The sequence below is a fragment of the uncultured Thiohalocapsa sp. genome, assembly GCF_913063425.1.
Taxonomy (GTDB): Bacteria; Pseudomonadota; Gammaproteobacteria; order Chromatiales; family Chromatiaceae; genus Thiohalocapsa.
Genome location: NZ_CAJXYK010000022.1, coordinates 66,617 through 88,561 on the forward strand (window position 1 = coordinate 66,617; position 21,945 = coordinate 88,561).

Annotated in this window: 22 protein-coding genes; 9 read left to right on the forward strand and 13 right to left on the reverse strand. The window is 69.6% G+C overall.

Annotated features, from left to right (window positions below; translation table 11 throughout):
- The first annotated feature begins 54 nt into the window (after positions 1–54).
- Positions 55–1,089, forward strand: coding sequence for an agmatine/peptidylarginine deiminase (locus QZ607_RS13525; RefSeq protein WP_295883512.1), 1,035 nt, complete (start codon positions 55–57; stop codon positions 1,087–1,089).
- A 77-nt stretch (positions 1,090–1,166) separates the two neighbouring features.
- Here QZ607_RS13525 and QZ607_RS13530 read toward each other — a convergent pair whose 3' ends face one another.
- Complete coding sequence (locus QZ607_RS13530; RefSeq protein WP_295883513.1) at positions 1,167–1,367, reverse strand: hypothetical protein; 201 nt, start codon at positions 1,365–1,367, stop codon at positions 1,167–1,169.
- A 368-nt stretch (positions 1,368–1,735) separates the two neighbouring features.
- Here QZ607_RS13530 and QZ607_RS13535 point away from each other — a divergent pair, with 368 nt between their 5' ends.
- Together QZ607_RS13535 and QZ607_RS13540 are read left to right on the forward strand one after the other, a co-directional pair.
- Positions 1,736–3,271 (forward strand): BCCT family transporter, encoded by a 1,536-nt coding sequence (locus QZ607_RS13535; protein ID WP_295883515.1) that lies wholly within the window; start codon positions 1,736–1,738, stop codon positions 3,269–3,271.
- A 91-nt stretch (positions 3,272–3,362) separates the two neighbouring features.
- Entirely contained in the window at positions 3,363–4,646 is a 1,284-nt protein-coding gene (locus tag QZ607_RS13540) for a methyltransferase domain-containing protein (protein ID WP_295883517.1), read from the forward strand.
- 138 nt (positions 4,647–4,784) lie between these two features.
- Here QZ607_RS13540 and QZ607_RS13545 read toward each other — a convergent pair whose 3' ends face one another.
- Positions 4,785–5,357, reverse strand: coding sequence for a L,D-transpeptidase family protein (locus QZ607_RS13545; protein WP_295883519.1), 573 nt, complete (start codon positions 5,355–5,357; stop codon positions 4,785–4,787).
- Positions 5,358–5,613: 256 nt separating this feature from the next.
- On the opposite strand from QZ607_RS13545, the gene QZ607_RS13550 reads away from it, so the two are divergent.
- The 3 genes from QZ607_RS13550 (at position 5,614) to QZ607_RS13560 (ending at position 7,675) form a co-directional block, all read left to right on the forward strand.
- Positions 5,614–7,071 carry an FAD-dependent oxidoreductase gene (locus QZ607_RS13550; protein ID WP_295883521.1) on the forward strand — a complete coding sequence of 486 codons (1,458 nt, stop codon included), beginning with the start codon at positions 5,614–5,616 and terminating at the stop codon, positions 7,069–7,071.
- Between the two features lie 82 nt (positions 7,072–7,153).
- Positions 7,154–7,333 (forward strand): hypothetical protein, encoded by a 180-nt coding sequence (locus QZ607_RS13555; protein ID WP_295883523.1) that lies wholly within the window; start codon positions 7,154–7,156, stop codon positions 7,331–7,333.
- Between the two features lie 102 nt (positions 7,334–7,435).
- Positions 7,436–7,675, forward strand: a complete 240-nt coding sequence (locus QZ607_RS13560) for a hypothetical protein (RefSeq protein WP_295883526.1) — start codon at positions 7,436–7,438, stop codon at positions 7,673–7,675.
- A 15-nt stretch (positions 7,676–7,690) separates the two neighbouring features.
- Here QZ607_RS13560 and QZ607_RS13565 read toward each other — a convergent pair whose 3' ends face one another.
- The 3 genes from QZ607_RS13565 to QZ607_RS13575 form a co-directional block, all read right to left on the reverse strand.
- Positions 7,691–10,348: a hybrid sensor histidine kinase/response regulator gene (locus QZ607_RS13565; protein WP_295883529.1), complete on the reverse strand. Its 2,658-nt coding sequence runs from the start codon at positions 10,346–10,348 to the stop codon at positions 7,691–7,693.
- 61 nt (positions 10,349–10,409) lie between these two features.
- Entirely contained in the window at positions 10,410–11,606 is a 1,197-nt protein-coding gene (locus tag QZ607_RS13570) for an FIST signal transduction protein (RefSeq protein ID WP_295883531.1), read from the reverse strand.
- Between the two features lie 335 nt (positions 11,607–11,941).
- Positions 11,942–13,399 (reverse strand): mechanosensitive ion channel domain-containing protein, encoded by a 1,458-nt coding sequence (locus QZ607_RS13575; RefSeq protein WP_295883533.1) that lies wholly within the window; start codon positions 13,397–13,399, stop codon positions 11,942–11,944.
- A gap of 296 nt (positions 13,400–13,695) precedes the next feature.
- Between QZ607_RS13575 and QZ607_RS13580 the strand changes: the two genes are divergently transcribed.
- Positions 13,696–14,076 (forward strand): HIRAN domain-containing protein, encoded by a 381-nt coding sequence (locus QZ607_RS13580; protein WP_295883535.1) that lies wholly within the window; start codon positions 13,696–13,698, stop codon positions 14,074–14,076.
- Between the two features lie 47 nt (positions 14,077–14,123).
- Here QZ607_RS13580 and QZ607_RS13585 read toward each other — a convergent pair whose 3' ends face one another.
- Together QZ607_RS13585 and yidD are read right to left on the reverse strand one after the other, a co-directional pair.
- Complete coding sequence (locus QZ607_RS13585) at positions 14,124–15,311, reverse strand: AI-2E family transporter (RefSeq protein ID WP_295883537.1); 1,188 nt, start codon at positions 15,309–15,311, stop codon at positions 14,124–14,126.
- Between the two features lie 70 nt (positions 15,312–15,381).
- Positions 15,382–15,738, reverse strand: coding sequence for a membrane protein insertion efficiency factor YidD (yidD, locus tag QZ607_RS13590; RefSeq protein WP_295883538.1), 357 nt, complete (start codon positions 15,736–15,738; stop codon positions 15,382–15,384).
- Between the two features lie 407 nt (positions 15,739–16,145).
- On the opposite strand from yidD, the gene QZ607_RS13595 reads away from it, so the two are divergent.
- Positions 16,146–16,574 (forward strand): hypothetical protein, encoded by a 429-nt coding sequence (locus tag QZ607_RS13595; RefSeq protein WP_295883541.1) that lies wholly within the window; start codon positions 16,146–16,148, stop codon positions 16,572–16,574.
- Between the two features lie 168 nt (positions 16,575–16,742).
- Entirely contained in the window at positions 16,743–18,056 is a 1,314-nt protein-coding gene (locus QZ607_RS13600) for a class I SAM-dependent methyltransferase (protein WP_295883543.1), read from the forward strand.
- 78 nt (positions 18,057–18,134) lie between these two features.
- Here the strand turns inward: QZ607_RS13600 and ureG are convergent, their stop codons facing one another.
- The 6 genes from ureG to QZ607_RS13630 all read right to left on the reverse strand — a co-directional run.
- A complete protein-coding gene (gene ureG / locus QZ607_RS13605) occupies positions 18,135–18,758 on the reverse strand; it encodes an urease accessory protein UreG (protein ID WP_295883545.1) in 624 nt (207 codons plus the stop codon).
- 35 nt (positions 18,759–18,793) lie between these two features.
- Positions 18,794–19,498, reverse strand: coding sequence for an urease accessory protein UreF (locus QZ607_RS13610; protein WP_295883547.1), 705 nt, complete (start codon positions 19,496–19,498; stop codon positions 18,794–18,796).
- Positions 19,479–20,024 carry an urease accessory protein UreE gene (gene ureE / locus QZ607_RS13615; protein WP_367268192.1) on the reverse strand — a complete coding sequence of 182 codons (546 nt, stop codon included), beginning with the start codon at positions 20,022–20,024 and terminating at the stop codon, positions 19,479–19,481. The genes QZ607_RS13610 and ureE overlap by 20 nt, the downstream gene beginning before the upstream one ends.
- Positions 20,017–20,442 (reverse strand): DUF86 domain-containing protein, encoded by a 426-nt coding sequence (locus QZ607_RS13620; RefSeq protein WP_295883550.1) that lies wholly within the window; start codon positions 20,440–20,442, stop codon positions 20,017–20,019. The genes ureE and QZ607_RS13620 overlap by 8 nt, the downstream gene beginning before the upstream one ends.
- Positions 20,439–20,846 carry a nucleotidyltransferase domain-containing protein gene (locus QZ607_RS13625; RefSeq protein WP_295883553.1) on the reverse strand — a complete coding sequence of 136 codons (408 nt, stop codon included), beginning with the start codon at positions 20,844–20,846 and terminating at the stop codon, positions 20,439–20,441. Before QZ607_RS13625 ends, QZ607_RS13620 begins: the two co-directional genes overlap by 4 nt.
- Before the next feature lie 34 nt (positions 20,847–20,880).
- Positions 20,881–21,945 (reverse strand): urease subunit alpha (locus tag QZ607_RS13630; protein ID WP_295883555.1); only part of this gene is annotated, 1,065 nt, incomplete at its 5' end.

Consider the following 21,945-nt stretch of genomic DNA (forward strand, 5'->3'; position numbering starts at 1 on the left):
CGCCCACTGCGCCTTCGCGACTTCGTTCCCCGGCCCCCGGCCCCAGCCTGACGCATGCCGCGTCTGCCCGCCGAATGGGAGCCGCAGGACGCGGTGATGCTCACCTGGCCGCACGCGGGCACGGATTGGGCAGCACAGCTCGCGGCGGTGGAGGCGGTGTACCTTGCAATCGCCGCCGCCGTCGCGCGCCGCCAGCGTCTGCTCATCGCCTGCCGCGATGCCGACCATCGCGACCATGCGCGCCGATGCCTCGCCGCCGCCGGCATCGGCGCCGCGGCGACATGCACGCTCGCACCGAGCAACGACACCTGGGCCCGCGACCACGGCCCGCTCACCGTGCTCGACGCCGCCGGACGTGCCAACGCGGTGGACTTCCGCTTCAACGGCTGGGGCGGCAAGTTTCCGGCAGCGCTGGACGACTGCATCACGGCCCGACTCCACGCGGCGGGGCATCTCGGCGATGCGCCGCTGGTCACCAGTGCGCTGGTGCTGGAGGGCGGCGCCATCGACACGGACGGCACGGGCACGGCGTTGCTGGTGCGCCGTACCATCATCGACCCGGCGCGCAACCCGGGCTGGGACCAGGCCCGGGTGGAGGCGGAGCTCGCCCGCACGCTCGGCATCACGCGGTGCCTTTGGCTGAACCAGGGTGCGCTCGACGGCGACGACACCGACGGCCACATCGACACCCTCGCCCGGTTCTGCGCGCCGGGCAGGATTTGCCACGTGACGGCACATCCGGCGGCGTCCGCCGGCGAGCAGACCGCGCTCGGGGGTCTGCGACAGGAGCTCGCCGCGCTCCGCCGCCCTGACGGTCGGCCTTACGACCTGGTGCCGCTGCCGGCACCGGCACCATTACGCGACGAAGACGGCGCCCCGATGCCGGCGAGCTATGCGAACTTTCTGATCATCAACGGCGCCGTGCTGCTGCCGGGCTACGGCGACCCGGCGGATGCCCTGGCCGCCGAGCGCCTTGCCACCTGCTTCCCAGAGCGCGCCGTGGAGCTCATCGACTGCCGGGCGCTGATCCGACAGGGCGGCAGTCTGCACTGCATCACCATGCAGCTGCCCGCTGCGCGCACGCACTGACGGCACGGCACGACCCGTCATCTCGCCGCGGGGCGGCCCGAGCCGAGGGCAGAGCCGCTGTCGGTCCGCCCGCAAGCTCAGTCCGTACTGTTCTGCTTCACGGCACAACAGGGGCCGGGACCTGCGGCCCCGGTCCCGTCAACCTCGGCACGAAACTGCGCCGCCATGGCGCCCGCCGGCGGCTGCGGCGGTCCGGTCTCGACAGCCCCTTGGGCCGCGACCTGATGACCGGCGGCGAGCACCAGCGTCAAACCGCCGGCAACCAGTGAAGGGAACATCAGCCACCTCCGTTGTCAGTACTGCGACCCCATTGCAGCGCCACGGAAAGCCTGAGGCCAGGGCGCACCTGCCATCGGCGGATTGACGTCCGCGCAACCCAGGGTTCCGACTGAAGTCGGCGTACCCGGGGCCGACCCCGCGACTTCCGCAGCGCGGCACGCTGTGCACGGGCTGTAAGCCCGCTCGGCACGGGGAGCCATATTAGCGAAGGCTGATGTCTGAGCCGTGAACAAATCGCAGCAAATTGCAACGAAACCGTGACGGACTCTTCACCCACAGGCGGACCGGCCTTGGCAGGAAGGGCCTGCCGTGACACCGTCTCCCGCAACGACTCACCGAGCACCGGCCCCGTGTTGCACCTTCAGGCATGAGCGAGCCCTTCAACCAGACACCGGCCAGCGCCGGCCGGCGCCACGCCACCCAGGCGGCGCTGGCGATCATCGCCCTGCTGGCGCTGGCGGTGCTGGGCTGGCCCGACACCGCCACCGCCGTGCTGAGCGGTATCACGGGCGCCATCGTGGACACCGCCGGCTGGCTGGTGCTGCTCTTCGCCACCGCTTTGCTGCTGCTCGGGTGTGCCATCGCCGCAAGCCCCCTCGGGCACCTGCGGCTCGGGGGGCGGGATGAGCGACCGGAATTCGGCATGCCGTCCTGGCTCGCCATGCTCTTTGCGGCGGGTATGGGCTCAGGCCTGGTGTTTTGGGGGGTGGCCGAGCCGCTCACCCACAGCCGCACGCTCGCCACCGCCGGCGCCGACAGCGCGGCTGCGGCCATGGCCATCACCTGGTTCCATTGGGGCCTGCACGCCTGGGCCATCTATGCCCTTGCCGCACTGTCCATCGCCTGGTTCCATACCCGCCGCGGACTGCCGGAGACGCCCTCCGCCGGCATCGCCGCGGGCTGGCGCGGCTGGCTGCCCGCGCCCCTGTGCGACGCACTCGGTCGCGCGGCGGACCTGGTGGGGGTGGCCGCGGTGGTGTTCGGGGTCGCCGGGGCGCTCGCCAACAGCATCATCCTGCTGCGGGTGGGCATCGCCGCCGCCACCGGCTGGACACCGCCCGGCATGGTCTTGCAGCTGGCCCTGCTGACGCTGCTGGCGGCGGCCTTCATGACCTCCGCCGTCACCGGCATCAGCCACGGCATCCGCTGGCTCAGCAACCTGAACCTGGTCGCCGCGCTGGTCCTGCTGCTGGCGCTGCTGGTGCTGGGCGCACCGGCGGCGGCGAGTGCGCTCGGCCTCGAGGCACTCGGCACCTGGCTCGCGGCCATGCCGCGCTGGTCGCTGGCCCCCATCTCCATGGACGGCGCAGACGGCCTGCCCAGGGAGGGCTGGGCCGGGGACTGGACACTCACCTATCTGGTGTGGTGGATCGCCTGGACACCCTTCGTGGGGCTGTTCATCGCGCGTATCAGCCGCGGGCGCACGCTGCGGACTTTTCTGCTGGGCGTCATGCTGGTGCCGACGCTGTTCTCCATGCTCTGGTTCACCGTGCTCGGCGGCGGCGCCCTGGCCTACGACGCGGCGCAGGATGGACGTCTCACCGCAGCGCTCTCAGATCACTACACGCGCCCGCTGTTCCTGTGGCTGGATGCGCTGCCGTTGGGCCCCGCGCTGGCACTGCTGGTGTGCGGGCTGCTGTTCGTGTTCATGATCACCAGCGCGGATTCGGCCTGTTTCGTGCTCGGCATGCTGTCGACGGGGCGCGCCGACCCGGGCACCCCGAGCAAGCTCGGCTGGGGCCTGCTGCTCACGGCGCTCACGGCGGGCCTGCTGCTGCGAAACGACGTGGATGTGAACAAGGCGGTGGCCATCATCGGCGCTCTGCCGTTCACTGTCTTCCTGCTGTTGCAGGTCATCGCACTGCTGCGCGCGCTGCGCACCGAGCTGCGCCGCGCCGCTTGAGCCCGGCTCGGCGACCGCGCCGGACGCCCCGATTCGCGTCGCGCTTCGCGACGCAGTATGCCAATCACCACCGCTAGGCCCTGAAACGACCGTGGACTTCCAAGCCCCCACCACCACGCACCTGCCGGCTGACGGCACCAACCGCCGGCTGCGCACCAGCTCACGCAGCAGCGCGGCGCTGCGCTTCGATCTGCGCTGGCAGAGCGACGCGGTGCAGCACTGCGACAGCCTGTTCCTGCCGCAGGTGCCGCTTTGGCGGGCCGAACTGCCCCAGCACCTCAAAGACGAGGTGATGAACAAGCCCGTCGGGCATCGCGCCACGCGCAGGCTCGCCCCAGGTCACTTCTTGCCCGACCGGCACCGCGACCGGTTGCTCGCGGTGCGGGCGTCCCAGCTCAACCGGCGCTTTCTGGGACGCGGGCACATCGAGCCCAGGCGCGGCAGGTTCTACCCCAAGGGCATGCTCGTGACCGTGCAGGACAGCTTCGCCGCCGACCGCACGCCGTTTCGCGTCGTCGGGATCGAAGGCGACAGCCTGCAGGTGGACCTGAATCATCCGTTGGCCGGCAAACCGCTGGAGGTGACGGTCACCATCAGTGCCATGCTGGATGCCGCCGTCGCACAGCCGGGACCAACCCCGAACATTCGGGCACTGCTGACGGCCGACGGGCCCGGCATGCAGGGCCGCTGGCAGGCCAAGGCGACGGATTTCTTCGCCGATGCGCCCTTCGTGCGCATGGACGAAGACGACCCCGGCTTCTACGCCCGACCGCGGCTGGTGGACCACCTGGACAGTGCCGCCAGCGCCGAGATCCGCGCACTGTACGGGCGGCTCATTCCGCGGCGCAGCCGCATCCTGGACCTCATGTCGAGCTGGCAGTCGCACCTGCCCGAAGCGCTGGACCCGGACCAGGTGGTGGGCCTGGGCATGAACGCCGACGAGCTCGCCCAGAACCCCATGCTCACCGAGCGGATGATCCACGACCTCAACGCCGAGCCCCGGCTGCCCTTCGCGGACAGAACCTTCGACGCCGTTGTCTGTACCGTGTCGGTGGAGTATCTGACCGATCCACTCCGCGTCTTCCGCGAGCTGGCCCGGGTGCTCACGCCCGGCGGCATCGCCGTAATGACCTTCTCCAATCGCTGGTTTCCCACCAAGGTCACCCGGCTCTGGGAGGAGCTGCACGAATTCGAGCGCCCCGGCCTGGTGCTGGAATACTTCCGCGCCACCGGCTGCTTCCGGGACTTCAACACCTGGAGCCTGCGCGGTCTGCCGCGGCCCGCGGACGACAAGTACGCCCACCGGCTCCACCAGTCCGATCCGGTGCATGCGGTGTGGGCGCGCTGTGCCGGGCAGCCGACGATGCGGCTCTGAGGTAAAGACCGGTCCGACGCTCGGCAACGCCTGAGATCAGTGATCGCTTGCCCCGGCGGACTTGAGTCCCCCTTTCCCCGGGGTGCCGACTGAAGCCGGCGTTCCTTGGGGTGCCTTCGCGAGCTCCGAGGTGGTGCTTTAGGGAACGATCTCGATGGGCGTGCCGTCGCTCACGTAGCGCCAGATCTCGTCCACCGCCATGTTGGACACCGCGATGCAGCCCTGGGTCCAGTCCTCACCGCGCACCAGATCCCGCAGGTGGGCGAAGCGGGCGCCGCGCGGCTCGCCGTGGATCATGATGGCGCCGCCGGGGTCCCAGCCTTTGCGCGCGGCCTTGAGACGGTCGTCCAGGCTCGGATAGGAGATGTGCAGCGCCTTGTAGAAGTTGCTGCGCGCGTTGCGCCCGCTGATGGTGTAGCGCCCCTCGGGTGTGCGGTTGTCGCCCTGACGCTGCTTGTGGCCCTCGGGCTCGATGCCGAGGCTGATGCGATAGGTGCGAAAGGGCTTGCCGTCGCGCATGAGGTAGAGCCGGCGCTGGCTCTTTTTCACCAGGATTTTGTCGGCGAATTGCCCCCGGCGCGAGACCGCCGGCACGGGCGCCTGGGCACGCTGAGCGGCACAGCCGGGCAGCACGGACATGGCAGCGACGGAGCCCGTGAGACAGAGGACCATGCCGACACCGGCGGTGGCATGCAGGAGGGCTGAGTACATCTTGCGGGTGCCTTGGAGAAGAGGCTGTCCGCGCGGCGGATCAGCGGACCGAAGGCAGCAGACTATACCAGCCGCGGCGCCCTGGAGGCGCTTGCGAAGGCCGTGGAGCAGACCCCCGGCGGCCCCGCAGATCGTCCCCGTCAAAACTCTCCGGCACACCAAGCATGAAAGCCGGTCCACACTTGATCTGCGTCTTTGCCGGGGAGGCGGCGTCGGGAGTAGCGTGACGCGAAAATTACCACAGGAGGTCTCCCCCATGGCACGCGTACTGATACTCGGCGCCGGCATTTCCGGCCACACCACGGCCCGCTACCTCGGCAAATGGATCGGCAAGGAGCACGAGGTCACCGTCGTCTCCCCGAATGCCAAGTGGAACTGGATCCCCTCCAACATCTGGGTCGGCGTCGGCGAAATGACCGAGAAGCAGGTGACGTTCGAGCTCGAGCCCATCTACCGCAAGATCAACGTCAGGTTTCACCAGGCCCGGGCGGTGTCCATCCACCCCGACGGCGGCGGTGCCATGGCGGAGCCGCACGTGACCCTGGAGTACACCGACCCGGCCCGCAGCGGCGAGCAGGCCGCCCTGCCCTACGACTATCTCGTCAACGCCACCGGCCCCAAGCTCAACTTCGGCGCCACGCCGGGGCTCGGGCCCGACGGCGGCTACACCACGTCCGTCTGCACGCCGCAGCACGCGCTGCACGCCAACGAGCAGCTCCAGGCAGCCATCGCCGCCATGCAGCAGGGCGAACAGAAGACCTTCGTCATCGGCACCGGCCATGGCATGTGCACCTGCCAGGGGGCCGCGTTCGAGTACATCTACAACGTCGATCACCTGCTGCGCGACGCCGGGGTCCGCGACAAGGCACGACTGGTCTGGATCAGCAACGAGTACGAGCTCGGCGACTTCGGTATGGGCGGCGTACACATCAAGCGCGGCGGTTACATCACCAACGGCAAGGTTTTCGCCGAGTCGCTGATGGTGGAGCGCGGCATCGAGTGGATCGTGCGCGCGGCGGTGAAGAAAGTCGAGCCCGGCGCGCTCACCTACGAGCTGCTCGACGGCAGCGAGCACAGCCTTGCGTTCGACTTCGCGATGCTGATCCCGCCCTTCGCCGGGCAGCCGCTCAATGCCTATGACGCCGCGGGCACCGACATCACCGAAGAGATGTTCGCGCCCAACGGCTTCATGAAGGTGGACGGCGACTACAGGCCGAAGCCCTACGAGGAATGGAGCAAGGCCGATTGGCCAAGCACCTACCAGACGCCGAAGTACAGGAACATCTTCGCCATCGGCATCGCCTTCGCGCCGCCGCACCCCATCAGCAAGCCCATGAAGAGCCCCAATGGGACGCCCATCAGCCCCACGCCGCCGCGCACGGGCATGCCGTCAGCGGCCATCGGCAAGGCGGTGGCCGAGAACATCCGCGACCTGCTCGGCGGCGCCAGCGAGCTGAGCCATACGGCATCCATGGCCGAGATGGGCGCCGCCTGTGTCGCCTCCACCGGCTTCGACATCTTCAACGGCACCGCAGCCACCATGACCGTGTTCCCGGTGGTGCCCGACTACGAGACCTACCCGGAGTACGGCCGCGACATGGACCTCACCTTCGGCGAGATCGGCCTCGCCGGGCACTGGATGAAGTACATCCTGCACCACGTGTTCATGTATCAGGCCAAGCTGCGCCCGGGCTGGTCCGTCCTCCCGGACTGAGGGGGCCTGAGGCAGCCCACCGACCGACTCTGCGGATGCCTCGCGGCGTCCGTGAATCAGCAGCATTGCACGAGGTTGACGCATGTCCACAGACACCCTGTCCGCGAAGCCCAAGAACAGAGAGCCCTATCAGCAGGCCTACTATCCGCCCGTGCCCACCAAGTTCATCCGCTGGGTGCGCACCAACGTCGTCTGGCAGTTCATCCGCTTCTGGGTCATCAATTTCAAGATCCTGCGGCTGTTGTTGAAGTCGCACCACTGATGAGAGGCTGACCTTATGCCCGCATCGGGTCGGCGACCCCGGCCAAGCGCCTGCGGAACCGCAATCGACACCATCCAGCGGCACTGGACGGAGGTCGCTGCGGTGTCGGACCGCGTCCGCTTCCGGCTCGCCGACCACGACGGCGGCAACGGCGGCGAGGGCGGCTACTCCATGATCCGGACGGGTTACCGCTTCCATCTGTCCGGCCCGGATCGGGACGTGCGGCGTCTCACCTGCCCCGGCGTGCTGGCGGACCCGGCCTTCGCCGATCCACCGACGCTCGCTGAGATCGCCGCCGCCCTGGGCGGGGTCGCAACACTCAGGGTACAGGGCACGGACTGAGGACGGCAGACGCCGTCAGCGGCGCAGGCAACGCGCCATGGCCTCGCGCAGGGCCTGCTTGGTCATGGGCTTGGCGACAAAATCGTCCATGCCGGCTTCCAGGCAGGCGTGGCGATCGTGTGCCATGGCGTTGGCGGTGAGGGCGACCACCGGCAGGCGCACGCGCCCCTGCTCGGCTTCCAGCTTGCGCAGCCGGCGGGTGGCCTCGAAGCCGTCCATCACCGGCATCTGCACGTCCATGAAGACGATGTCGATGGCGTCGTCATGGGTGAGACGCTCCAGGGCCTCGGCACCGTTGACGGCGGTGACCACGGTGACGTCGAGCTTCTCCAGCATCGCACCGGCCACCGCCTGGTTGATGGGGTTGTCCTCCACCAGCAGCACCCGCGGGCGTTGCCGGCGCTGCGCCGCGGGCCGCGGGGCGGGCAGCGGGTCCGCCGTCGGCGGTTGCTGCGCCGCCGGAGGCATCGTTTCTGTGGCCACACGGAAGGGAATCTCGACGGAGAACTCCGAGCCCTCTCCCAGCGCGCTGGTGACGCCGATGTGCCCGCCCATGAGCTCGGCGAGCCGCCGGCAGATGGCGAGCCCCAGCCCGGTGCCACCGAAGCGGCGCGTGGTGCCGGCATCCGCCTGCATGAACGGCGTGAGCAGCCGCTGCTGCACGGCGGCGTCCATGCCGATGCCGCTGTCGCGCACATGCAGACCCAGCACGCAGCGCGCAGCGCCGTCGCGCCGCGCCGACACCCGCACCTGCACGCCGCCTTCTTCGGTGAACTTGAGGGCGTTGCCGATGAGGTTGTTCAGAATCTGCAGGAGCCGTCCGGCGTCGCCTTCCACCATGTCCGGCAGCATGTCCTCGAAGAAGAGCTCCAGCGACAACCCCTTGCCTGCGGCGCGCTCCCGGAACAGGGCCACGGCATCCTCGATGGTACGCCCGGGATCGAACGGCGCCGTCTCAAGCTCCATGCGACCCGCCTCCACCTTGGACAGGTCCAGGATGTCATCGATGATCGCCAGGAGCGACTTGGCGGACTGGCTTGCCATGTCCACCCAGCGCTGCTGCCTGTCGTCGAGCCGGCTTTCCTCCAACAGCTGGAGCATGCCCAGCACGCCGTTCATGGGGGTACGGATCTCGTGGCTGGTGGTGGCGAGAAAGGCGCTCTTGGCCTTGTTGGCGGTCTCCGCCTGCTCGCGCGCGCGCCGCTGCTCGATCTCGGAGCGGCGCAGCGCCTCCTCGGTACGCTTCTGCTCGGTGAGGTCGTGGATACTCGCGAACAGCAGGAGGCGCTCGTCCAGACTGAAGCGCACCAGTGTCACCTCGGCCGGGAAGGTTCGCGCCCTGGCCCCCAGAAAGTGCCACTGAAAGCGCACGAAGCCCTCGTTGAAGGCGGTGGCGATGTGATCCCGGGCGGTGGGCGCCGAGGGCCGGCCGTCCGGCTGCTCCGGCGGTGACAGCGCGAACAGATCCGCGGCGTCCGGCTGCTCGGCCTCCAGACCGAACCAGCGCTTGCTCACCGGATTCGAGTCGACGATGCGGCAACGCCCGTCCACCAGCAGGTAACCGTCGCTGGAGTGCTTGAAAATGGCGCGGAATTTCTCGGCGATGGACTTCTGATCGCTCACGTCCACGTGCGTGCCGATCATCCGGTAGGCCCGGCCCTCGGCATCGCGCAGCGCACGGCCGCGGGCGAGGATCCAGGCGAACTGCCCGTCCTTGCGGCGCAGGCGATGGATGTTCTCGTACTCCGGGTTGCGCCCCTGGAGATAGTCCGCGAGACGCTGCCGCGAGCGCTCCACATCGCCGGGATGCAGCCGTGACTCCCATTCCGCAAAGTCGTTGGGGATCTCATGCGGCGCATGGCCGAGCTGGGCCTTCCAGCGGTCGGAGAAATAGACCCGATCGCTGGCGATGTCCCAGTCCCACAGGCCGACGTTACTGCCGTCCAGGGCCAGGCTGAGCCGCTCCTCGCTGAGCCGCAGCTCGGCCACCTGCGCCTCGATGGTGGCCTGGTCCGCCCGGTTCTGCAGGAGCGCCCCCACCTGCTGGGCAAAGACGGTGAAGGACTCGGTGTGATCCGGCTCCAGGCCGGTGTAGAAGTCGGCGCCGTCGGCGGTGATGCCGCCGATGACCCAGGCGAAGCAGCGCCCGGCGGCCCCGCAGCAGGGGCAGGCGATGAGCTTGTGGCAGCCGAGCGCGGCGATCCGCGGCTCGTCCGTCGCAAGCCAGAGTACCGCGGCATTGCGAGCTCGCTGCTCGCCCTGAAGCGCGAAGCCCGCCTCCGCGAAGAGGGCGGCAAGCACGGCGCCAGGCAGCCGCGAGGGCTCGATCTCCACCGCAGCCGACGGCGCCGGCGCGAGCGCTCCCGTCTCGGCTGCGGGCCAGACCAGTGCGAACTCCAGCTCGAACAGGTCGACGATGGTCTCCGCGGTGGCTTCGGCGAAGGTGGACTCGTCCCTCAGCCCCAGGGCATAGGTGTTGTAGTCGTGGATGCCGCCGAAGCGGGCGAGCTCCCGGTCGAGGCGGTCGCGGGTGTCGATGAGCTGCTGGTGCACCACCGACAGGCGGGCGACGTGGCGCTGCAGCTCCGCATTGGCCGCCTTGAGACGCGCGATTTCCGCGTCCTGGTCCAGCTTGCCGGCTGCGATGGACAGGGTGCAATCCTCCTGCGCCAAAGTCCGAAGGACCCGCGGCGTTGCCTGCCGGCGGCGAATCCAGAGGCCCGGGATGCGCGCCTCAGGCGTCGCGGTAGATGGCGTACAGGGCAGTGGTGTAGTTGTGATAGGTGTTGCGGCCACCCAGCCGTGCAAACTCGCCGAAGCCGTACATGCCGAGCCAGGGCGGCACTTCGCCGTTTTTGGACAACGGATACTGCATCCGGCCCACCAGCTCTTCCTTCATCACCCGGTTGAACAGGAAGCGCCCACGCGCCAGGCAGTCCGCGTGGAACACGGCCTGGAGCTCACGGTCGCCGGCGCGCTTCACCATCTGCGTCATCATGCGGTCCATGTCGTTGAAGATCCGCTCCTCGTCGCGAACGGTGAGCCACAGCTCCGTACCTGCCTCGATACCGGTGGCACAGTGCATGGTGCCGTGCGCATCGCGCTTGGTGACCACGCGCAGGATGTGATCGTTGCCGTATTCTTCGGCGAGGTCCGCCGGCAGGCGCTCCGCCAGGGCGCCGATGGGGATGGTGTCGCCGCAGGTGGCGGTGCTCGGCAGTTGCAGGCGCTCGGTGTAGACCTCCCAGGCCGGACGGTCGTTCAGCTCGATGATACGGTTGCCCTCGGCCCGGGTGACCAGGAGCGGCTCGCCGACGGCGACGAAGCCGTGTGTGGCCTGGGTGATCACCGACAGGCCCGGGTCCGAGAAGCCGACGGCGAAGGCCGCGTGCTCGTAGACGGTGTCGTCCACCATCTGGAAGCTCGCCACCCCTTTCATGTTGTCGGCGGAGGTGGCACCGAAGATGGTCACCTCCGGGCCGAGCACGGACTCGATGCCGCGGATACAGGCGTCGTCGTCGATGTCGATGCCCGACGCGAGGAAGTACACCATGTTGACGCCGGGGTCCGTGGCCTTGAGCGAGCGGGCCAGCGCCGCGGCCTGCGCTTCGGCGTTATGGCCGTAGATGCCGTCCACATGCGCCACGGCGATGTGCTCGGCACCCCGCACCGCCATCAGGGCCACGTCCTTCATGGACTCGCTGACGCCCTCGCTGCCGACCACGCCGCAGCAGGAGCTGCCCACCACCCGTGCGCTCGGCGCCCGCTTGCGGGCTTCGTCGATGAGCTGCTGGTAGTCGTGCCCCATGGATGCGTGGATGACGATGAGGTCGCAGTCGTGATCGTCCTCGCCCAGCGCCGCGTCCAGGCACTCGGCGATGGCCCGGCGCGAATTGACCATGCGGGTGCTGGCGGAGTGGAATTCTAGCATGGTGCGGTCCCCGATGTCATTTTGGTCATTGGCTCGGATTGTAACCGCCGAGCGCGCAGGCGGCATCGTCCGGCAGCGCGTTTCGCGACCGGGAGCGGAATTCCGCGTCCGCGCGGCGCGCTCCGGCTCGCAAGCTCTCGGGGAACCCTGCGTCCCTGTGCGCCCCTGGGCTGCCGAAAGGGCCTCTCACACGCCGGCGCCAGAGGCCGGCTCCGCGGCTGCGACGCTGTTCGGCGTGCCGGTCCGCTCTCCTCCTGGGCGAAGGCGACGCCACGCCCACCACAGCGGGGCTTCCCGCCCCCTGTGGCAGGCGCTGAGGCGCGTGGCACGCGGGACTAGCCGTCGCGCTCCGCGTCGCCGTCGTCGAGTCCGCCGTCCCGGGTGGTGGTCGTGGTCCCGGCAGCCGCATTCCCGGTGGGCCCGGCGAGCTGCACCAGGCGCTCGGCATTCCCTGCGAGATGCAGGTGGACGTCCTGCTGCGGGTAGGGAATGCCGATGCCCTCGGCGTCGAAGCGGCGCTTGACCTCGCGTGTGATATCCCAGAACACCGCCCAGTAGTCGGCGGTTTTGGCCCAGGGGCGGACGATGAAGTTGACCGACGACTGGCCCAGCGCGCTCAGCTTGATGGTGGGCTCCGGCTCCTTCAGCACCTTGGGATGGCTGCCGACGATGTTTTCGAGGATGGCCTGGGCGCGGTCCATGTCGTCGTCGTAGCCGATGCCGAACTCCATGTCCACGCGCCGCTCGGTGACGCCGCTGGCGTTGGTGATGATGTCGCCCCAGATCTTGTTGTTCGGGACGATCATCGTCTTGTTATCGAAAGTCTTGATGGTCGTCGACACGAGATTCAGCGACTGCACGGTGCCGGAGACGCCGCCCGCGTCCACAACATCGCCCGTGTCGAACGGCCGGAAGAACAGGATCATCATGCCGCTCGCGAAGTTGCTGAGCGAGTCCTGCAGCGCGAAGGCCAGAATGAAGCCGGCGGCGCCCAAGGCGGCGAGCAGCGGTCCAACGCTCACTTCCAGCGCGGCGAGCGCCATGATGATGCCGATTGCCATGACCACCCAGCGCGCGGCGCGCACCAGAAAGTCCTCGAGCAAACTGGACGTCCCGGGCACCCGCTGGAGTGCGCGATGGATCATGGAACGGAAGATCCCCGACACGAACCAGGCCACCACCAGGATGCCGAGGAACTTGAGGATGTTGATCAGCCAGCGCAGCCCGCCCTCCTCGGACATCAGCCAGCCCTGGATGGCGAGCATGGAGGCATTGGCGTCGGTGAGGTCCAGCTCGACACCGCTGACCGCCGACGCGTACAGCCGATAATCGCGGATCTGCGCCTGAGTGTCCGCATCGTCCGGACTCGTCTTCTTGTCCAGGGCTTCGACGACTGCGGTGAGGCCGTCGAGCCGCTGCGTGCGCTCCTCGCGCAGCTTGGTGACATTTTCCAGCAGGGCATTGCGCACGGAATCCACTGCGGCTTCCTGGCCGGTGGTGTCCGCGTTCTCCGCCGCTTCCGCATCGGCCTCCCCGTTCAGACGCTTGGCCTCGATCTGGGCCGCCGCGATCTCCTCCGACTTTTCCTGCACCAAGCCCTGCCAGGCACCCGCCTCCACCAGCAGCTGTGACTTCGGCAGCGGCTTCAGCAGCAGCTCGAGCTGCTCCACCGGGATCGCCGGATCATCGACAGTGACCGGCACCGGCGGGTCCTCCCCCTCCGCCGCCGACAGCGGCACGGCGACGACAAGAAGCAAGAGACTGAAGACGGCGACATGCGTGATCCGGGACATGGCTCTCTCCTGGGCACTGGCGCGGCACAGCGGGCCTGCGACGGGCGCGCGCGCTCGCCCTGTGCTCGCGGCGTGCGCGATGAATGGGGCCGGGACGCCCGGTAATTTGTCTACCCGCGTGTGCGTTCCCGACGCAGGCGCGCGCATTGTCCACGACGGGATCGGCCTTTGCACCCCGATTCCGCCTTCCGCGTTGCGCAGATTGGATAGGCGGACTCACGCATTGAGCCCCCGGGTGGCGCAGACTCCTTGTCACGACAGGCCGCAGCCTGACCGCGAGACCCGGAGACAAGCCCATGCCCAGAGCATCCCATATCCCTGGCCAGTCGGAGCTGCACCTCGAGCCGATGGACGACGTGGGCGCATCCGCGCGGCGCTCGATCCGCATCCAGCGCAGCACCCTCGCCGGCTTCCGCCACCACGAGGCGCCGCAGCTCTGGCCGGCGCTCGCCCGCCGCGCGCCACTGACCCTGGAGCGGGAGGCGGACAATCCGCACGATGCCAACGCCGTTGCCCTGCGCTGGCGTGGGCGCAAGCTCGGCTACCTGCCACGCGGCGAGAACCTGGTGGCGGCACGCCTGCTGGACCGCCGGCGCCGGCTCAGCGCCCGCATCGAGCGCCTCGACCCCGAGGCCGAGCGCAATGCGCGCATCGGGATTGAAGTCATTCTCTGCTGAGCCGCCAGAACGGCAATGCCCTGCGGGCGGCAGCGCTGCTGTCGCCATCAGGCAGCAGCATCGCCATCGTCGGCAGCCGCTCCCGGCTGCGCATCCGCCACCGTGGACGCGGTCCCCGGCGGCGCCACCTCGGCGAGCCAGGCCAGCAGCAGCTCATAGCCCAGCGCCAGCACCACGGCGCCGACGAACAGGCCGATGATGCCGGCGGCGATGAAGCCGCCGATGGCACCGATGAAGATCACCGGCATGGGCACGGACGCGCCGCGCCCGAGCAGGATCGGCTTCAGCACATTGTCGATGGAGCCGACAAACAGCGCCCACAGCGCGAAGAGCACGGCGGTGCTCAGGTCGGCCGTGTAGAAGAGATAGATCATCACCGGCAGCAGCACCGGAAAGGCGCCGATCTGCACCACGGCGAAGAGCAGCGCCACCAGCGCCCAGAGCCCGGCCATGGGCACCCCCGCCGCGAGCATGCCGAGCCCCGCCAGCACCGCCTGGATCAGCGCCACGCCCAGGATGCCGCGGGAGACACTGCGCACGACGCCCTCTGCCAGGCGCACGAAGCTGAGCCCGCGGGCACCGGCCAGCCGCCAGCCGATGGCCAGCGCGGCCCGATGGCCGACGTCGCTTCTGGCCAGCAGCACGCCGGCGATGACAATGGCGAGCACGAAGTGCAGCAGCCCCATGCCCGCGCTGGTGGCCAGATGCAGCAGCCAGCTCCCCAGCGCCTTGAGCTGCGGCTCCAGCGCCCGCAGCACATCCTCCAGATTGGTGGACGCATCCCGCCAGGCGGTCTCGATCTCCGCGCCGAACAGCGGCACGCCGCTCAGGTCCGGCGGCGGCGGAATCTTCAGGTCCCCGCTCTCGAAGCCCCGGGCCAGCCACTCGGCCCCCTGCGCCACGGTGCCGCTCAGCATGGCCACCGGCAGCAGCAGCACCAGGAGCGCAATGATCACGAACAGGGCGGATGCGCTCACGCGCCGGCCGCCCACCAGCCCGAGCAGGCGCCGATAGCCCGGCCAGGCCGCCACCGCCAGAATGACGGCCCAGGCGATGGGCACCAGGAAGGGCTCCATGATGCGGTAGCAGAGCAGCAGCATCACCGCGATGAGGCCGATGCGGATGGCCGACTCCACCGCCGGATCGGGCTGGGACTGCGGCGGCGGCGGCCGGACATCGGGCGCGCCGGGCGACTTCGGGGCGCTGGGGGACTCGGGGGACTCGGCTGCGGGCATGTCGTGGCAGGCTCCCTGTCAGGGTGGTAGCAGGCACACTGCTGCGGACGCCGGGCCCGGGCAGCGGGTCTCAGTGCCGCGGCGGGCGCTCGTCGCGGGTGTCCTGCGCCGGCGCCGGGCGGGTCTCGCAGGGGCACTCGCCGGCGGCGGGCGGCACCGGATCGTAGCCCGAATCCCCCCAGGGATGACAGCGTGAGATCCGCCGCACCGCAAGCCAGCCGCCGCGGACGACGCCGTGCCGCGCCAGCGCCTCCAGCGCATAGTCCGAGCAGGTGGGCAGAAAGCGGCAGCGCGGGCCGATCATCGGCGAGATGACGTACTGGTAGACCTTGATCAGGAGCACCAGCGGTGCCGTCGCGAGCCGTCGCGGGAGGCTCGGCCGCGGGGCAATGGGGTGCGCGGCACAGGTTTTGGGATTCCTTGGCATCGAGGCGGATCAGAGCAGTAATGGAGCCGGACCCGAGACAGCCCGGCACAGACCGCGAGCATCGCACAGGTGCACCGCACCGCGCGCCGCAGGCTCGGCCCGGCGGCGGTCTGCGGTGCGCACCAGGCCACGGAGCCAGGGGCAACCCTCGACAATTCCGTTGCGACGGCGGGCACGACCGAGCGTCAATATTTTTTACAGGTCCAAGCCCCCGGCAAACCGCCCCGAGGCGCCGGAGCTGTCACAACATCGTCATCCTTCTGTCATCGGGCCATCATCGCTCACTCGCCTCAACGGACCCGCAAGTCGGGCTCCGCCCTATTAAAGTCAAAGCCAATAATCCCTTCGACTTCAACGGCGACCTCGACATCGACCTCACCCTGTCGGCGGCTGCCGGCAAGGAAGGCTTGTTCGTCAGCGCCGACGGCGACCTGGCCGTTGACGGCACCATCGGCACTTCTTTCGACGCAATCGATCTGCTCGCCCCGGGTACGACCATCGACGCCTCCTTGACTTATGCAAGCGACGCCTATTTTGCGCTCGACGGCAGCATCGCCACCGGTGGGGAATGGGTCCCGGTGCCGACCACCGGCTACTTCGGCTTCTCCTTTCAGAGCGTCGCCGGCACCCACTACGGCTATGGCGAGCTCACCGTCTCCGAGCTGTCGTCGCCGACGCCCACCGCGACGCTGCACGCCTGGGCCTATGAAGACGTCGCCGGCCAGAGCATCACGATCCCATCCGGCGACGTGCCGCTGCCGGGTACGGCGGCCCTGTTCGCCGCCGCCGGCACCTTCGTGCTGCTGAAGCGGCTGGTGGGCAAGCGCCGCAACTGACGCCGAGCCGCCGCCGGGCGCGATGCTCGCGCGGACGGCGTTGGGCCAGCCCTGCACCAACGCCGTCCGTCGAATGCCGCGGCCACCGCTTTCGGCATTTGCCAGCGCCCTGCGACGCCGCGCAGCCTTGCCGCCGGCATCCCGCGGCAGCCGCGTCCTGTACCACCGATGTCTGATCCGATCCGCGCCTGCTACGAGGCGGTGCACTATCCGGCGCTGACGCACCCGCAGCTGCATCCGGCACGGCTCCTTGCCAGCGCCCGGCTCTGGGGCCTCGATCCGCCGCCCGCCGCCCGGGCCCGGATGCTCGACCTCGGCTGCGGCACCGGGGCGCAGCTGCGCTGGGTCGCACAGAGCCTCCCCGGCAGCCGGTGCCTCGGCGTCGACCTTGCGGAGACCCAGATTCGGGAGGCGCGACGACGCGCCGCCGGCATCGACAACCTGCGCTTCGCGTGCGCCGACCTGACCGGGCTGGATCTCGGCGACCAGGTGTTCGACCTCATCATCGCGCACGGGGTGCTGACCTGGGTCCCGGACGCGGTCAAGGATGCCCTGTTCGCCACCGTCGCCCGCCACCTGGCACCCGGCGGCGTCGCCATGGTCTCCTACAACTGCCTGCCCGGCGCCCAGCTCCGCGAGGCCCTGCGCATGCTGATGCAGATGGAGCAGGAGCGGCTCGGGCTCGCCCCGGGCGATGTCGGCGCCGCCGCAGCCATGCTGGAGGTGCTGGACACCGGCATGGACGGGCTGGACCTGCCCCATGCGGACCTGCTGCGCCAGCAGCTGCTTCGGCTGCGGGCCAAGCCGCCGGACCTGCTGCGCCACGACGAGCTCGACCCGGTCTACGAGCCCCTGTACCTGCTGGAGGCGCTCCAGCTCGCCCGCGGCCACAGCCTGGCCTATGTCGCGGACACGGACCTGCTCGCGGACTGGCTGGCGTGTTATCCGCAGAGCTGCCGGCAGGCCTTTGCGCGGCCGGACATGGACCGTTTCCGGGCGCTCCAGTACGCGGACTTTCTGGCCAATCGCGCCTTTCGCCACAGCCTCTTCTGCCGCGCCGAGGCAGCCGGTGCTGTCCCCGCCGCGCCGGACCCGGCCCGGGTGCCGCCGCTGTCTCTGCGCTCTTACCTTGAGCCCATCGACACCGGCGCACGGCCCGGCGCAGCCCGCATCGCCTTTCGCACCCGCGCCGGCTGCCCGGTGGACGCAAACCGCGCTGCGCTGTTGCAGAGCCAAGCGGACCAGGGCACCCAGACCAGGGAGGTCGGCGTCAAGGACGCGCGCATGCAGGCGTTGCTGCTGCGCTGCGCCGAGCGCTGCCCCGGCGCCGCGCACATCGGGGGACTCCTGAACGAGGCCGATGGGGTTGGAGGTGCCGCCGACACCGACACGGCGCTGTGCAGCGGGCTCCTGCGGCTGGCCTCGAAGGGCATGATCGAGCTGTGCGACGGCCCCTGCCCGGCGCCGCCGGACCCCGATTGAGCGCCGGCGGTCGCGATCCTGCCCGAACCGGCCGGTCCCCGCCGGGGTCAGGGTGATGGCGGCGCCCGCCCAGGCTGATCAGTCCGCGCGGCCGGGCAGCAGCCCCTCGCGCTGCACAAAGGCCGCGATGGCGTCGAGGCCCTCGCCGGCGCGCAGGTTGGTGAAGACGAAGGGCCGCTCGCCGCGCATGCGCTTCGCATCCCGCTCCATCACCTCCAGGGATGCGCCGACATGCGGCGCCAGATCAATCTTGTTGATGACCAGCAGGTCCGAGCGGGTGATGCCGGGGCCGCCCTTGCGCGGGATCTTCTCGCCCTCGGACACGTCGATGACGTAGAGGGTCAGGTCCGCCAGCTCCGGGCTGAAGGTGGCCGCCAGGTTGTCGCCGCCGCTCTCGATGAAGATCAGGTCCAGGTCCGGGAACCGGGTCTGGAGGTCTTCCACCGCGGCGAGGTTCATGGACGCATCCTCGCGGATGGCCGTGTGCGGGCAGCCGCCGGTCTCGACCCCCATGATGCGGGCCTCCGGCAGCGCCTCCGAGCGGATCAGGAATTCCGCGTCCTCGCGGGTATAGATGTCGTTGGTGACCACAGCGATCTCGTAGTCGCCGCGCAGGCGCTTGCAGAGCGCATCCAGCAGCGCCGTCTTACCGGAGCCGACGGGGCCGCCGACGCCGACGCGCAGGGGGGTCTTGTCAGTCATGGGTCGGGATTGATAACCAGAAACACTCAGGGGCACTAGGACCGGAACAGCCGCGTGTACTGGCGCTCGTGGCAGGCGCTCGCAATGGCCAGCGCCGGGCTCGAGGCACCGATGTCATCGTCGCCCAAGCCGCGCGCCAGGTCCACCGCGGCCGGAATCTGCCCGGCGATGCGCATCAGCACCCGCTGCCCGTCGCTCTGCCCCAGGGGCACCAGCTTCACCGCTGCGAGCACCAGGTTCTCGGCCCAGGCGAAGGCGAGACCGCCCAGCGCCTCGGCCACCGGGATCTGCCAGCGCACGGCGGCGAAGGCGAAGCCCGCGGTCTGGCTGGGCGCCAGCAGGTCCCGCCAGTCGGCGCTGCCCGGCAGGTCCCAGGCGCGCAGCAAGTCCGCCATGGCCCGCCCGCGCTGGCCCTCCTCGGCGCGCAGCTCGCTGGTCTCCCGGGCCGCCAGCAGCAGGTGCGTCCATTGCGCGAGGCCGTCGCGGTCGTCGGCCGCCACCGCAGCCATCATGCGGGCGGCGACGGGCAGGTCCAGATGGGCCAGGGTGGCGTTGAGCTCGCCCATGAGCCAGTGCTCCGTGGCGGCCGCATCGGCCACCCAGCCCGCCTCCACGGCCCATTCCAGGGCCTGGGAATAGGTGAAGGCCCCCACCGGCAGCGACGGGCTCACCAGGTGCAGGAGCCGCAGCAGTGCAGGCGACAGCAGCGGCCCGCCGCCCTCAGTCGTGGCCGTGTCCATGATCGTGCCCCTGATCGTGCGCATGCTCGTGCGCATGCTCGTGCGCATGCTCGTGCGCATGCCCGTGGTGCGCGTGCGCCTGGCTGGAAGCGCCGCCGTAGGCCCCGGGCTCCGGCGCGAACGGGGCCTCGATCTGCGTCACCCTCAGCCCAAGACCCGCCACCATGGCGTCCAGCACATGGTCGTGCAGCCAGCTGAGCCGCCCGGGCTCGATCTGCAGCGCCACATGGCGGTTGCCCAGGTGATAGCAGGCGCGGGCCAGCAACAGCGGATCAGGGCTCTCGGCGCAGGACAGCGGCTCGGCTGCGGCGACGATGCGCACCACCAGGCCGTCGTCGGCGCCCAGCAGGTCACCGTCGCGCAGCACCTCGCCGCGCGGCAGCAGGATGCCCGCCTCGCCGCCGTCGTCCAACCGGATACGCTGGCGGGAGCGCTGGCGCTGATCCAGCGTCAGGTGCGCGGTGGCGGTCGCCTCGCTTGATTTGGGCAGACGCCGCGTCAGCATCGGCACGCCACCGTCAGTCATTGGCGGTCTGCTCCAGACGTGCGCGGACGGCGGCCACATACCCGAGCAAATCGTCCAGATGGTGCTCGACGACATCCCGCGCCGCCGCCGGATCGACCGCCTGATAGCCATACACCAGAATGTTGCGGAAGCCGTCCATGTCGCTCAGCACTGTGCCAAGCGCCCTGGGGACCCAGCCGGCGCGGACCAGCAGCTCGAACAGGGCGCGGTTGCTCTCGGGCTCGCCCAGTCGATCATCGGAGACGATGTGCGAGCCGACATCCAGGGCCGCCTGGATCGCCACCTGCAGCGTGTGCTCCACGAAGCGCTCTTCGCGCAGATCATGCTCGATGCGCGCCGGCTCGGCGAGACGGCGCAGATCCGCGACGCAGGTCTCGATGAAGGCCAGCTTCTTGCGCACGAGATCCGCGTCGGTCATCGGCCCACCTCGTCGCGCGCACGGCGATAGCGCTCCAGGTGGGGCAGCAGGTCGAAGTACTCGTTGCGGGCGCGGACCTCGAAGCGGATGCGCGCAGAGCGGTCCCGTTCCAGCAGCAGCACCCCGTCGCGCAGCACCCGGTGCACCAGGTCGACCGGTGCGCGGTTCAGCACCACCAGGTCCACGCGCCGACCGCCCAGGGCACCCGTGAGCCGATCCGCGAGGTCCAGATGCAGCCCCGCCAGGGTCCGCGGCGGGTCATCGTGGAACAGCACGGCGACATCCACGTCGCTGCCCGGCCGGTCCTCGCCGCGGGCGGCACTGCCGAACAGGTAGGCGCAGCACAGATCCGCGCCCTCGCGTTGCAGTGCCCCGGTGAGTCGGACAACCAACTCGGGATCCATGGCGTCCTCAGCCCTAAGCCCTAAGCCCTGAGCCCTAAAACAGAAAGTACCGCTGCGCCATCGGCAGCACGTCCGCCGGCTCGCAGGTGAGCAGCCGGCCGTCGGCGCGCACCTGGTAGGTCTGCGGGTCCACGTCGATGTTGGGCTGCCAGGCGTTGTGGATCATGTCCGCCTTGGTGACGTGGCGGACATCCCGGGTGACACCGATGAGGCGCTTCAGGTCCAGCTTCTGTGCCACCGCGTCCTGCATGGCCCAGCCGGAGACGAAGGTCATGCAGGTCTCGCCCACGGCGCGCCCGTGGGCGGCGAACATGGGCCGGTAATGCACGGGCTGCGGGGTGGGGATGGAGGCGTTCGGGTCGCCCATGGCGGCACCGGCGATGAGGCCGCCCTTCAGGATCAGGCTCGGCTTGGTACCGAAGAAGGCCGGGCGCCAGAGCACCAGGTCCGCGAGCTTGCCCACCTCGATGCTGCCCACCTCGTGGGCGATGCCGTGGGTGATGGCGGGGTTGATGGTGTACTTGGCCACATAACGCCTGGCGCGGGCGTTGTCGTGCTCGGCGGGGTCGCCGAGCCCATCCGGCGATGACAGGCTGCCGAACTGCACCTTCATTTTGTGCGCCGTCTGCCAGGTGCGGGTGATGACCTCGCCCACCCGGCCCATGGCCTGGGAGTCCGAGGCGATCATGCTGAAGGCGCCCAAGTCGTGCAGGATGTCCTCGGCGGCGATGGTCTCCCGGCGGATGCGGGACTCCGCAAAGGCCACGTCCTCCGGGATGGACGGCGACAGGTGATGGCAGACCATCAGCATGTCGAGATGCTCGTCCACGGTGTTCACCGTATAAGGCCGGGTCGGGTTGGTGGACGACGGCAGCACATTGGCCAGGCCCGCGGCCTTGATGATGTCCGGCGCATGGCCGCCGCCGGCGCCCTCGGTGTGGTAGGTGTGGATGCAGCGGTCCTTGAAGGCGGCGATGGTGTCCTCGACGAAGCCGGACTCGTTCAGGGTGTCCGTGTGGATGGCCACCTGCACGTCCATCTTCTCGGCCACGCCCAGGCAGCAGTCGATGGCGGCCGGCGTGGTGCCCCAGTCCTCGTG

What these genes read in the sequence shown, in the direction of transcription:
- QZ607_RS13620 (WP_295883550.1), bottom strand. Translation starts at nt 20,442, where the DNA reads ATGACCGACGCGGATCTCGTGCGCAAGAAGCTGGCCTTCATCGAGACC.
- yidD (WP_295883538.1), bottom strand. Translation starts at nt 15,738, where the DNA reads ATGCCAAGGAATCCCAAAACCTGTGCCGCGCACCCCATTGCCCCGCGG.
- QZ607_RS13525 (WP_295883512.1), top strand. Translation starts at nt 55, where the DNA reads ATGCCGCGTCTGCCCGCCGAATGGGAGCCGCAGGACGCGGTGATGCTC.
- QZ607_RS13580 (WP_295883535.1), top strand. Translation starts at nt 13,696, where the DNA reads ATGCCCAGAGCATCCCATATCCCTGGCCAGTCGGAGCTGCACCTCGAG.
- QZ607_RS13610 (WP_295883547.1), bottom strand. Translation starts at nt 19,498, where the DNA reads ATGGACACGGCCACGACTGAGGGCGGCGGGCCGCTGCTGTCGCCTGCA.
- ureG (WP_295883545.1), bottom strand. Translation starts at nt 18,758, where the DNA reads ATGACTGACAAGACCCCCCTGCGCGTCGGCGTCGGCGGCCCCGTCGGC.
- QZ607_RS13600 (WP_295883543.1), top strand. Translation starts at nt 16,743, where the DNA reads ATGTCTGATCCGATCCGCGCCTGCTACGAGGCGGTGCACTATCCGGCG.
- QZ607_RS13535 (WP_295883515.1), top strand. Translation starts at nt 1,736, where the DNA reads ATGAGCGAGCCCTTCAACCAGACACCGGCCAGCGCCGGCCGGCGCCAC.
- QZ607_RS13550 (WP_295883521.1), top strand. Translation starts at nt 5,614, where the DNA reads ATGGCACGCGTACTGATACTCGGCGCCGGCATTTCCGGCCACACCACG.
- QZ607_RS13530 (WP_295883513.1), bottom strand. Translation starts at nt 1,367, where the DNA reads ATGTTCCCTTCACTGGTTGCCGGCGGTTTGACGCTGGTGCTCGCCGCC.
- ureE (WP_367268192.1), bottom strand. Translation starts at nt 20,024, where the DNA reads ATGACTGACGGTGGCGTGCCGATGCTGACGCGGCGTCTGCCCAAATCA.
- QZ607_RS13585 (WP_295883537.1), bottom strand. Translation starts at nt 15,311, where the DNA reads ATGCCCGCAGCCGAGTCCCCCGAGTCCCCCAGCGCCCCGAAGTCGCCC.
- QZ607_RS13625 (WP_295883553.1), bottom strand. Translation starts at nt 20,846, where the DNA reads ATGGATCCCGAGTTGGTTGTCCGACTCACCGGGGCACTGCAACGCGAG.
- QZ607_RS13570 (WP_295883531.1), bottom strand. Translation starts at nt 11,606, where the DNA reads ATGCTAGAATTCCACTCCGCCAGCACCCGCATGGTCAATTCGCGCCGG.
- QZ607_RS13555 (WP_295883523.1), top strand. Translation starts at nt 7,154, where the DNA reads ATGTCCACAGACACCCTGTCCGCGAAGCCCAAGAACAGAGAGCCCTAT.
- QZ607_RS13575 (WP_295883533.1), bottom strand. Translation starts at nt 13,399, where the DNA reads ATGTCCCGGATCACGCATGTCGCCGTCTTCAGTCTCTTGCTTCTTGTC.
- QZ607_RS13545 (WP_295883519.1), bottom strand. Translation starts at nt 5,357, where the DNA reads ATGTACTCAGCCCTCCTGCATGCCACCGCCGGTGTCGGCATGGTCCTC.